Here is a 12,051-nt window from a genome sequence, read left to right on the forward strand (position 1 = left end):
AAGCGATCAGCGCGCCGTGCGCCGCGCCGGCTCAGACCGCCAGCGCCGGCCGCGCCACCACATCAGCAGGCCGGTGATCCCGAGCAGCGTCGGCGCGACGCCCCAGGCGACCATCACCACCCGCCATCCGATGCCGAGCGTGCTGCCGTCGTGAAGATGACGCACCGGGAGCGCCAGCCCGCCGCGCGGCGGCGCGACCGTTGCCGCGCCGGTCGCATCGTCAACGGTGACATCGCTCGGTCCCGTTGCGGCCGAGATCGAGAGCCGCCACGGGCCATCCTTGCCCGCCGGCCAGGCGATCGATGCGGGCGCGCCAGGCACGACCGCCTCGGCCGCCGCCAGCGCCTGGTCCGGGGTCAGCGCGGTGTGCTCGAGCGGCACCGCGCGCATGCGGTCGGCCATGCCGCCGCGCGGCGGCGCGGCGAGCCCGACCGCCGCGATCATCTGCGGCCAGGCGATCCACACCCCGGTGACCGCCTGGAACGCAAGCGGCAGCGCGATCCAGAAGCCGACGCGGTGGTGGAGATTGGTATCGAGCTTGCGATCCCCGCGCCGCCACCGCAGTCCCGCGGAGACCTGTCCGACCGTCGGCCACCACAGCCACACCCCGCCGGCGGCCATCAGGAACATCGCAACGCCGAGCAGCCCGACCACCGCACGGCCGACGCCGGGGACGAACAGGCTGCCATGGAAATTATGCGCGATCCGCACGAATCCGCGGTCGCCGCGCGTCAGATCGAGCGGATGCGCATCGACCGGATCGAGCCACAGGCTGATCCGCAGCGGCGGTCCGTGCCGTGCGCCGGCGGTCGCGACCCTGCTGGCGAGCACGATCACCGGACCCGCGCCGTCGGGATAGCGGATCGTCGCAATGTGCTCGTCGGGGTGCAGCGCCCGCCGTGCCGCCGCGGCGTAGACGGACGGCGGCTGCGTCGCAGTCCCGTGCACCGCATAGCGCTGCGGGTTGAGCGCCTGGTCGATGGCATCGTCCCAGGCGAGGACGACGCCGCTCAGCCCCAGGGGGATCAGCAGGATCATCAGGCTCAGCCCGGTCCATTTGTGAATCTGCCACCATGCGCGGCGCAGCGTCTGCCGGCGTGCCATTCGATCTCTGCCCCGCGATTGCCCGATCCTGCGGGCGCTGCCACGGCCGCCATCGCGCCGTCAATCGGCGCGGACACCACGGGCGTTGACCACGCGGCCGATCCCGGCACAAACGACCGCAGCAGGCGCCCCAATTCGATGCGCCTCCAGATTGACAAGCGCTGTCACGCGCCGTTGGCCGATGCTAGAGCGGGCCATCTTCGACGGTGACCGCATGACAGGCCGGACGACAAGGGAGAGGCGCATTGACTGAACTGGTTACCGTCGACATCGGTGGCACCAACGCTCGCTTCGCGATCGCGACGGTCCAGGAAGACCGCTCGATCGAGCTCGGCGAGGTCGTCACGCTCCCCACCCACGCCTATGCCAGCCTGCGCAGCGCCTGGGAGGCGTTCGCCGAGAAGATCGGCCGCCCCCTGCCCCGCGATGGCGCGATCTCCTTCGCGGGCCCCGTCGACGGCGAGGTGCTCAAGCTCACCAACAGCCCGTGGGTGGTGCGCCCCGCGCTGATCCCGTCGGTGCTCGGGCTCGACCGGTTTGAGATCGTCAATGATTTCGGCGCGATCGGCTATGCGGTCAGCCATCTGAAACCCGAGCATCTGCTCCATCTTTGCGGGCCAGACGAGCCCTTCGGCGCCGAAGGCACGATCAGCATCGTCGGCCCTGGCACCGGGCTCGGCGTCGCCCAGCTCCATCGCCACGCCGGCCAGGTCAGCGTCGTCGAGACCGAGGGCGGCCACATCGACTATGCCCCGCTCGACAAGCTCGAGGACCAGATCCTCGTGCGCCTGCGCGCGCGCTATCGCCGCGTCTCGATCGAGCGGGTCTGCTCGGGGCCAGGCCTCGCCAACATCTACGAGGCGCTCGCCGCGATCGAGGGGCGCACCGTGCCGGTCGGTGACGACAGCACGCTGTGGAAGGCCGCGCTCGGCGGCTCGGACGTGCTCGCCTCCGCCGCGCTCGACCGCTTCTGCCTGTCGCTGGGCTCGGTCGCGGGCGATCTCGCGCTGGCGCACGGCGCCTGGTGCGGCACGGTGATCGCCGGCGGCGTCGGCGTCCGCATCAAGGATCATCTGCCGGTGTCGGGCTTCGCCGGCCGCTATATCCTGAAGGGCCGGTTCGAGGCGCGGATGGCCAAGATCCCGGTCAAGCTGATCACCTACGAACAGCCCGGCCTGCTCGGCGCCGCCGCCGCCTTCGTCGAACGGCATCTCAAGGGGTAAGGCGCTCGACTTATTCTTCGTCATCCCGGACGTGATCCGCGATCCATAGACGCGGCGTCAGATCGTCGAGCGCGGCGTGTATGGGTTCCCGCCTGCGCGGGAATGACCGATAATGTCGCGATCCGCTTTTCCCTTCTCTCCCCTTCGCACGCGCAGCATGGCACTTTGCCAGACGCGCCGCTTGGCGTAAGGGCTCCGGCGTGGACGCAGTCAGCACCCCCAAAGAGATGACCCCGCACGTCGTCGCCGCAAGCCCGCACGCCGGGATCGGCTTCCGCGAGTTCGTCGGCATGATCGCCGCGATGATGGCGATGATGGCGCTCGGCATCGACACGATGCTCCCCGCGCTGCCCGCGATCGGCCATTCGCTGGGTGTCGCCGACGAGAATGAGCGGCAGTGGATCATCACCTCGTTCGTGCTCGGCTTCGGCGTGGCGATGATCATCTATGGGCCGCTGTCGGATCGCTATGGCCGCAAGACGCTGATGCTCGGCGGCATGGTCGGCTATGCGATCTGCTGCGTCGGCATCGCCTTCGCACCGAGCTTCGCGGTGTTGCTGACCTTGCGCGTGCTGCAGGGCGCCTCGATCGCGGCGACGCGGGTGGTCGCGACCTCGATGGTGCGCGACTGCTACGGCGGCCGGCAGATGGCGCGAGTCATGTCGCTCGCGATGATGATCTTCCTTGCCGTGCCCGTGCTGGCGCCATCGATCGGGCAGCTGATCATGCTGGTCTTCCCGTGGCGCGGTCTGTTCCTCGCGCTGGCGGCGTTTGCGGTCGTCGTGTTCATCTGGGTGGGGTTGCGCCTGCCCGAGACGCTGCATCCCGATTTCCGCCGGCCGATCGCGGCGCGATCGATCCTGGTCGGTTTCTGGACCGCACTGACCACGCGGCAGGCCGGCGGCTACATGATCGTCCAGGCGCTGCTGCAGGGCTCGCTGCTCGGCTTCATCAGCTCGATCGAGCAGGTGTTCGCGGACATCTTCCATGCCCCTAAGCTGATGCCGCCGGTCTTCGCCGTGATCGCGGGCGCCATGGGCGTAGCGTCGCTGATCAACTCGCGGCTGGTCGAGCGGCTGGGTACGCGCCGGCTCGGCCATGCCGCGATCGTCGGCATGACGGTCGCCGAGATCATCCACCTGCTCGTCGTGCTCGGCGGCGGGGAATCGATCTGGACCTTCGGCGCCTTCCAGGCGATCGCGCTGTTCTGCTTCGGGCTGTCGATGGGCAATTTCAGCGCGATCGCGATGGAGCCGCTCGCCTCGCTGGCAGGGACCGCCGCCTCGGTGCAGGGGTTTGTGATGATGGTCGGCGGCTCGATCCTCGGCACGCTGATCGGCCAGCAATTCGACGGGACGACACTGCCGATGACCGCCGGCTTCGCGATCACCGGCTGCCTCGGCATCCTGGTCATCCTATGGACCGAGCGCGGCCGGATGTTCCACCCGCAAATGGGCGGCTGAGGCGGTCCCATCCCGGTTCGTGTCGCGCGAAGTCGAGACACGCTAACGCAATCCCGACCAAGGTCCCTCGACTTCGCTCAGGACGACCGGCGAGCGTTCAGTCCGCGAACAGCAGCGCCGGCACCTCGATCAGCCGGCGGACCGCCTGGATGAACTTGGCGGCGTCCATCCCGTCGACCACGCGGTGGTCGAAGGACGAGGACAGGTTCATCATCTTGCGCACCTCGATCCGGCCCTCGATCACCACCGGCCGCTCGACCATGCGGTTGACGCCGACGATCGCGACCTCGGGCCGGTTGATCACCGGCGTCGAGACGATCCCGCCGAGCGCGCCCAAGGAGGTCAGCGTGATCGTCGAGCCCGACAGCTCCTCGCGCGTCGCCTTCCCACGCCGCGTCGCGTCGGCGAGCCGGACGATCTCGGCGGCGAGCGCCCAGACGTCGCGCGTCTGCGCGTCGCGGATCACCGGCACCGACAGGCCGGCGTCGGTCTGCGTCGCCATGCCGAGATGCACCGCGCCATAGCGACTGACGACATTGGCCTCGTCGTCGTAGCGCGCGTTGACCATCGGGAAGGCGGCGGCGGCCTTGACCATCGCGCGCATCAGGAAGGGCAGCATGGTAAGCTTGGGCCGCTCGCCGCGCTCGGCGTTCATCGCCTGGCGCAGCGCCTCGACCGCGGTGACGTCGAGCTCCTCGACATAGGCGAAATGCGGGATGCGGCGCTTGGCCTCGGCCATGTTCTCGGCGATGCGACGACGCAGGCCGACGACCTTGATCTCCTCGATGCCGTCGTCGCCCGACGCCATCGGGGCGCGGGCGGCCGCCGAAGCCGTGGCGCCGCCCTGATATTTGAGGAAGGCGTCGAGATCGGCATGACGGATACGATCGCCGGCGGCGGGCTTGATGTCGGCGAGATCGACACCGAGATCCTTGGCACGCTGGCGGACCGCGGGCGAGGCGAGCGCCTTCCGAGCGCCCCCTGCCCCATTTGAGGACGCACCCTCTCCCCCGTTCGTGCTGAGCGAAGTCGAAGCACGTGTTTCGGGCGCTGCGTTCGCAGCCCGTCCTTCGACAGGCTCAGGACGAACGGTGGTGGGCTGGGCGGGTGTCACCGCCGCGTTTACCGGCGGCGTCGCGTCCGCCGCCTCGGGCCCGTCGCCGAGCGCCGAGGCGGTAGCCTCCGCCGCGCCGGCTTCGCCGTCGGTCTCGAACACCACCAGCGTCGAGCCGATCGCGATCTGGTCGCCGACCGCACCCGCGATCTCGATCACGCGGCCGGTCACTGGCGCCGCCATCTCGACGGTCGCTTTGTCGGTCATCATGTCGGCGACGGGCTGGTCCTCCTCGACCATGTCGCCGACCTGGATGTACCAGGTGACGATCTCGGCCTCGGCGATGCCTTCGCCGATGTCGGGGAGGCGGAAGTTCACGCGCGCCATGCGATCAATCCTTCAACACGCGCCGGAGCGCCTGGCCGAGCCGCACCGGCCCCGGAAAATAGGCCCATTCGAGGCTGTGCGGATAGGGTGTGTCCCACCCCGTCACGCGCTCGATCGGCGCCTCGAGATGGTGGAAGCAGCGCTCCTGCACCTGCGCCGACAGCTCGGCGCCGAACCCCGAGGTGCGCGTCGCCTCGTGGACGATCATGCAGCGCCCGGTCTTCTCGACCGAGGCGACGATCGTGTCGATGTCGAGCGGCACCAGCGTGCGCAGGTCGATCACTTCGGCATCCACGCCCGCCTCTGCGACCACGCCGAGCGCGACATGCACCATCGTGCCGTAGCACAGCACCGTCACCGCCTCGCCCGCGCGGACGATCGCCGCCTTGCCGAGCGGCACGGTGTAATAGGCCTCCGGGACCTCGGACGAGTCATGCTTCGACCAGGGCGAGACCGGACGATCATAATGGCCGTCGAACGGGCCGTTGTAGATCCGCTTGGGCTCGAAGAAGAGCACCGGGTCGGGATCCTCGATCGCGGCGATCAAAAGCCCCTTGGCGTCATAGGGGTTGGACGGGACGACCGTCTTCAATCCGCTGACGTGGGTGAAGATGCCCTCGGGCGACTGCGAATGCGTCTGGCCGCCGAAGATGCCGCCGCCGAAGGGGGTGCGCACGGTGATCGGGCAAGTGAACTCGCCGCCCGAACGATAGCGCAGTCGCGCGGCTTCCGAGATCAGCTGGTCCATGCCGGGGTAGATGTAATCCGCGAACTGGATCTCCGGGACGGGCTTGAGACCATAGGCCGCCATGCCGACCGCGACGCCGATGATGCCGCATTCGTTGATCGGCGCGTCAAAGCAGCGCGTCTTGCCGTACTTCTTCTGCAGTCCCGCGGTCGCGCGGAAGACGCCGCCGAAATAGCCGACGTCCTCGCCCATGACGAGCACGTCGGGATCGCGGTCCATCGCGACGTCCATCGCGCTGTTGATCGCCTGGATCATGTTCATGCGGGTCATGCGAACCATCCTCCCCATCGCGGATGGGGAGGGGGACCGTCCGCGCAGCGGATGGTGGAGGGGAAGCGCTCCACGCGCAGCGCCTGTGGCGCCGCCCCTCCACCACCGCCTACAGCGGCGGTCCCCCTCCCCCCGCTTCGCGCGGGGAGGATTTCGTAGCTCATCATACCCCTGCCACCCGTCGCTCTTCGGCCATCCAGTCGCTCTGTTCCTTGAGGTGGGCGGGCATCGTCTCGAACACGTCCTCGAAGATCGTCTCGAAGCCATGGTTGAACGCCGTGCCCGAGAGCACGCCGAGCTTCTCGGCCTCGCGCCCCGCCTCGCGGACGCCGGCCGTAAGCTCGGCTTTCAGCGCCTCGTGGCGGTCCTCGTCCCATTCGCCGATCGCGATCAGATGCGTCTTGAGCCGCTCGATCGGATCACCGAGCGGAAATTGCAGCGCGTCCTCCGACGAACGGTAGGCGGACGGATCGTCCGAGGTCGAATGCGCTTCGACGCGGTAGGTGAAATGCTCGATCAGCGTCGCGCCGCTGTTGGTGCGCGCGCGCTCGGCGGCCCATTCGGTCGCGGCATAGACCGCAAGCGGATCATTGCCGTCCACCCGCAGCGCGGCGATACCGTAGCCGAGGCCGCGCGCCGCAAAGGTCGTCGACTCGCCGCCCGCAAAGCCTGCGAAGGAGGAGATCGCCCATTGGTTGTTGACGATGTTGAGGATGACGGGCGCGCGGAACACGCTGGCAAACGTGCAGGCGGCGTGGAAATCGCCCTCGGCGGTCGTTCCCTCGCCGACCCAGCTCGCGGCGATCCGCGTGTCGCCCTTGGCGGCGCTCGCCATCGCCCAGCCGACCGCCTGCGGATATTGCGTGCCGAGATTGCCCGAAACCGAGAAGAAGCCCGCGTCCTTGGCCGAATACATGATCGGCAGCTGGCGGCCCTTGAGCCGGTCGCCGCCGTTCGAATAGACCTGGCACATCATGTCGACCAGCGACCAGTCGCGCGCGATCAGCAGACCCTGCTGGCGGTAGGAGGGAAAGCACATGTCGTCGCGGTCGAGCGCCTCGGCGGCGGCGACCGCGACCGCCTCCTCGCCGGTGCACTTCATGTAGAAGCTGGTCTTGCCCTGGCGCTGCGCGCGGAACATGCGGTCGTCATAGATGCGGGTGAGCATCATCCCGCGCAGGATGCGGATCACCCGGTCCGCAGGCAGCCGCGGGTTCCACTCGCCGACCGCCTGGCCGTTCGGGTCGAGCACGCGGATCAGCGTATAGGGCAGGTCGCGCAGGCTGGACGGATCGGCATCGACCGGCGGCCGCGCGACGCTGCCGGCGGCCGGGAAGACCATGTCGTCGAACGACACCGTGTCGCCGGGCCGGTATTTCGGCTCGGGCACATGCAGCGTCAGCGGCCGGAGATTGCGGCCCGCCTCGTCGACCATCCTGATCCTCCTCACGAGTTCGCAGGACGGAAACGCCGCGCGACCCTGTTCCGCTCCCTAGCGGCGATCGCCCGGGCGGGGAAGAGGGCAACGTAACGATATTGTGCGGGCGCGCAATATGCTTGCGGCGCCCTCCGTCGTCCCCAAGCCTGCCCGGGGCGGAGGGACCGCCGCCGCAGGCGGTGGTGGAGGGGAAAGCTCCGAGCGCCGCGCCCGTGGCCAGCCGCCCCTCCACCACGCGCTACGCGCGCGGTCCCCCTCCCCAGCAAAGCTGGGGAGGATTGACGAGGTCAGGGCTTCGACACGCCCAGCACCGACTTGTTGCCACCCTCGGCCCCAGGCGAGGCATAGGCGATCGGCGGCGCATTCTCCCAGCCGCCGCCGAGCGCCTTGAACAGCGAGACCTGCGCATCGGCGACCGCGGCGTCGGACTGCGCCAGCGCCTCGCGGGCCTGCGCCAGATCCTGCTGCGAGACGAGCAGGTTGAGGAAATTGTCGCGGCCGGTGTTGAAGCGGATCTGCGACAGGTTTTCCGCGTCCGCGGCCGCAGCCTCGGCACGGCCGAGCGCCGCATTCTGGTCGAGCGCGGCAGCATAGCGCGCCAGCGCCTGCTCGGATTCCTTGAGCGCGGTCAGGATCGTGCCCTGGAAGGCGGCGAGCGAGCCTTCCGCCGTGCCGCGCGCCTCGTGGATCTGCGCCTCGGCGACCGCGATGTTGGGGAAGCTCCACGAGATCAGCGGCCCAAGCGAATAGCTGAACGACGCGGACTTGCCGATATTGCCGATCTTGGGCGCCCCCAGCGTCGCCGAGCCGGCGAGCGTGACCGACGGGAACAGCGCGGCGGTCGCGATGCCGATCCGCGCGGTATCGCCCGCAAGCGTCCGCTCGGCCTGGCGGACATCGGGGCGGCGCGCGAGCAGTTGGGCGCCGTCGCCGATCGGGATGATCGTCTTGACCTTGGGCACGGCCCGACATTGCGCGGCGGTCGCATCCACCTCCGACGGCGTCCGCCCGGTGAGCGCAGCGAGCGCGTAGAGCTGCACCCGGCGCTCGCCCTCGAGTTGCGGCACCTGGGCATTGGCCTGTTCGACGAGCACCGCCGACTGATCGACGTCGCGGCGCGTACCGCGGCCGGCATCGAGCAGCCGCTGCGTCAGGTCGCGGGTCCGGCCTTCGAGCGCCGCGGTCTGCCGCGCGACATCGGCCTGGGCGGCATAGCCGCAGGCATCGGCATAGCTTTGCGCGACCTGCGCCGCGATCGAGATCCGGGCACCGTCGAGGGCCGCCTGCGCGGCCTGCGTATCCGCGCGCGCCGCCTCGATCGAGCGCGTCACGCGGCCGAACAGATCGACCTCATAGCTCGCGTCGAAGCCGGTCTGGAAATAGTTGAAATCATAATGGCTGACATTGCCGCCGATGATCGTCCCGGTGGCCCCGGTCGTACCGGTGGTCGCGGTCGATCCCGTTCCGCCGGCGCCGGTCGTGCCGGTCGCACCCACCGTCGTCGTCGACGTCCCGCTCGACTCGCTATCCGCGCCGACGCGGACACGATCGTAGCCGGCCGACACGCTAGTCGTCGGCAGGCGCCCCGCCTTCTGCTCGGACAGCGCGGCGCGCGCCCGGTGCAAATTGGCGGCCGCCTGGCGGATGTCGGTATTGTAGGCGAAGGCGTCGGCGATCAGGCGATCGAGCGCCGGATCCTGATACATCTCCCACCATTTGTCGGGCAGCGGCTGGCCCGACAGCATCGTGCGCGCCTGGCCCTCGGCGAAGGGCTGCTTCGCCTCGGGGACGATGGTCGGCGTGTGATAATTGGGGCCGACCGCACAGGCGGCGAGCGCCGCGAAGGGCAGCAGCGCGGTTGCGGCGCGGAGCCGGCGCGAACGCATCATGCCGGCTCTCCCTCGGCGATCGGGTCGCCCGGCCGGCGCCGGTTGCGCCGCATCCGCCGCGACCATTCGGTGGTGCGCTCGCCAAGCATCTTGGTGATCACATAGAAGCTCGGCGTGAACAGCAGGCCGAACAGGGTCACGCCGATCATCCCGAAGAACACCGCGACACCCAGCGCCTCGCGCATCTCGTAGCCGGGCCCGCGCGAGATCACGAGCGGCAGCACGCCGAGGATGAACGCGATCGAGGTCATCAGGATCGGGCGGAGCCGCTGATGCGCGGCGCGCTCGGCGGCCTCGCGGTGCGACAGGCCCTCGTCCTCGCCCTGGCGCGCGAACTCGACGATCAGGATCGCGTTCTTGGCGGCCAGACCGATCAGCACGACGAGGCCGATCTGGGTGAGCACATTGTTGTCCATTCCCATCAGGTCGACCCCGATGATCGCCGCGAGCAGGCACATCGGCACGATCAGGATCACCGCGAGCGGCAGCACGATCGACTCATATTGCGCAGCCAGCAGCAGGAAGACGAACAGCACCGCCAGCCCGAACACATAGATGCCGGTATTGCCCGCCTGCTGCTGCTGATAGGCCAGATCCGTCCATTCATAGGTCATGCCCTTGGGCAGGATCTTGCCGGCGAGGCCCGCCATCGTCTTGAGCGACTGACCCGACGAATAGCCCTTCGCGGCATCGCCCTGGAGCTCGGCCGAGGGATAGAGATTGTACCGCACGACGCGATACGGGCCGGTGTCGTTCTCGAGCGTCAGCACCGAGCCGAGCGGCACCATCGCGCCCGTCGACGAGCGCGTGCGCAGCGACTCGACGTCCGACGTCTGCTGGCGGAAGCGCGCGTCGGCCTGCGCGGTCACCCGCCAGGTACGGCCAAGATAGTTGAAGTCGTTGATATAGGTCGAGCCGAGATAGGTGCCGAGCGCGGAGAAGACGCTGGTCACCGGCACGCCGAGCTGTTCGGCATGTTCGCGGTCGATCTTGGCGGTGAGACGCGGGGTGCGCGTGTTGAAGGTGGTGAAGGCGGAGGTGATGCCCTCGGCACCGTTCGCCGCCATCATCATCCCCATCGCCGCCTTGGCGAGCGCGGGATAGCCCAGCCCGTTGCGGTCCTCGATCTCCATCTTCCAGCCGCCGCCGGTGCCGATGCCCTGGACGGGCGGCGGCGGGATCACGAGGATCGCGCCCTCGGTCAGCTTGGCGAAGGTCTTGCGCAGGATGTTGGCATAGTCGTCGGCGACGACGCGCTTGCCGTCGACCTGATCCTTATGCGTGACGAACACGACGCCGGCATTGGGGGCGGTGGTGAAGGTCGCGCCGTCGAAGCCGGCGAAGGCCACGCTGTCCTGCGTGTCGGGGATCGTCTTGGTCAGCGCGATCGCCTTGCGCATGAACGCGCTGGTGCGCTCGAGGCTGGTGCCCGGCGGCATCTGGATCGCGTTGATCAGATAGCCCTGATCCTGCGCGGGGATGAAGCCGGTGGGAGTTGCGTTGAAGCGCCAGCCGGCGAGCAGGATCAGGCAGACATAGGCGATCCCGACCAGCGCGAGCTTGCGCACCAGCTTGCCGGTCAGCCGGCCATAACGGTCCGACAATTTGTCGAACGTGTTGTTGAAGCCGTTGGCGAAGCGGCGGCCCCAGCCGCGCGGCCCGGCGGGCACGGCGGCGTCGCGGTGGCGTGGTTTCAGCAGGATCGCGGCGAGCGCCGGCGACAGCGTCAGCGACACGAACGCAGAGCAGGCGGTCGCCGACACGATCGTCAGCGCGAACTGCTTGTAGAACTGGCCCGAAATGCCGGGGATGAAGGCGGTCGGGATGAACACGCCGCACAGCACAAGCATGATCGCGATCAGCGCGCCGGACACTTCGTCCATCGTCTTGTGCGCGGCCTCGCGGGCGGTCAGCCCCTCTTCCTCCATCAGCCGCTCGACATTCTCGATCACGACGATGGCGTCGTCGACGACGATGCCGATCGCGAGCACGAGCCCGAACAGCGACAGCGAGTTCAAGCTGAAGCCGAAGCCCTTCATCGCCGCGAACGCGCCGATCAGCGAGATCGGGATCGCGATGATCGGGATGATCGCCGCGCGCCAGCTCTGCAGGAACAGCAGCACCACCAGCGCCACCAGCACCAGCGCCTCGAACAGCGTGTGCTTCACCTCCTTGATCGACTCCGCAATATAGTCGGTCGGATGGTAGGGGATCGAATAGCCCATACCCGGCGGGAAGCTCTTCTTCATGTCCTCGAGCGCGGCATGGATCGCCTCGGACGCCTGCAGCGCGTTGGTGCCGGGCAGCTGGGTGATGCCGAGCACGACCGCGGGCTCGCCGTTGACATAGGCGTTGGTGGTATAGTCCTGCGCGCCGAGTTCGATCCGGGCGATGTCGCGCAACCGGGTGAGGCCGCCATCGGCACGCCGTTTGAGGATGATGTCGCCGAATTCCTCGGGCGTGGTCAGCCGGCCC

General features: G+C 68.7%; 7 protein-coding genes and 1 pseudogene (1 of these 8 cut by a window edge). 2 read left to right on the forward strand and 6 right to left on the reverse strand.

What is annotated here, in order from left to right; translation table 11 throughout:
* Nucleotides 1-6 precede the first annotated feature (6 nt).
* On the reverse strand, nt 7-1,104 hold the full coding sequence (locus Q0326_RS10300; protein WP_298689818.1) for a PepSY-associated TM helix domain-containing protein: 1,098 nt from the start codon (nt 1,102-1,104) through the stop codon (nt 7-9).
* A gap of 245 nt (nt 1,105-1,349) precedes the next feature.
* On the opposite strand from Q0326_RS10300, the gene glk reads away from it, so the two are divergent.
* Both glk and Q0326_RS10310 read left to right on the forward strand, forming a co-directional pair.
* Nucleotides 1,350-2,327, forward strand: a complete 978-nt coding sequence (gene glk, locus Q0326_RS10305) for a glucokinase (protein ID WP_298689820.1) — start codon at nt 1,350-1,352, stop codon at nt 2,325-2,327.
* Nucleotides 2,328-2,527: 200 nt separating this feature from the next.
* Complete coding sequence (locus Q0326_RS10310) at nt 2,528-3,790, forward strand: multidrug effflux MFS transporter (RefSeq protein WP_298689822.1); 1,263 nt, start codon at nt 2,528-2,530, stop codon at nt 3,788-3,790.
* A 97-nt stretch (nt 3,791-3,887) separates the two neighbouring features.
* Here Q0326_RS10310 and Q0326_RS10315 read toward each other — a convergent pair whose 3' ends face one another.
* The 5 genes and pseudogenes from Q0326_RS10315 to Q0326_RS10335 all read right to left on the reverse strand — a co-directional run.
* On the reverse strand, nt 3,888-5,231 hold the full coding sequence (locus Q0326_RS10315) for a dihydrolipoamide acetyltransferase family protein (protein WP_298689824.1): 1,344 nt from the start codon (nt 5,229-5,231) through the stop codon (nt 3,888-3,890).
* 4 nt (nt 5,232-5,235) lie between these two features.
* Nucleotides 5,236-6,240: an alpha-ketoacid dehydrogenase subunit beta gene (locus Q0326_RS10320; protein WP_298689854.1), complete on the reverse strand. Its 1,005-nt coding sequence runs from the start codon at nt 6,238-6,240 to the stop codon at nt 5,236-5,238.
* Nucleotides 6,241-6,412: 172 nt separating this feature from the next.
* A complete protein-coding gene (locus tag Q0326_RS10325; RefSeq protein WP_298689827.1) occupies nt 6,413-7,684 on the reverse strand; it encodes a 3-methyl-2-oxobutanoate dehydrogenase (2-methylpropanoyl-transferring) subunit alpha in 1,272 nt (423 codons plus the stop codon).
* Nucleotides 7,685-7,974: 290 nt separating this feature from the next.
* Nucleotides 7,975-9,576: a TolC family protein gene (locus Q0326_RS10330; RefSeq protein ID WP_298689829.1), complete on the reverse strand. Its 1,602-nt coding sequence runs from the start codon at nt 9,574-9,576 to the stop codon at nt 7,975-7,977.
* Nucleotides 9,573-12,051, reverse strand: a pseudogene (locus Q0326_RS10335) (multidrug efflux RND transporter permease subunit) (it continues 686 nt past the right edge of the window). The gene Q0326_RS10330 and the pseudogene Q0326_RS10335 overlap by 4 nt, the downstream one beginning before the upstream one ends.

The sequence above is a fragment of the uncultured Sphingomonas sp. genome (assembly GCF_937859915.1).
Classification (GTDB): domain Bacteria; phylum Pseudomonadota; class Alphaproteobacteria; order Sphingomonadales; family Sphingomonadaceae; genus Solisphingomonas.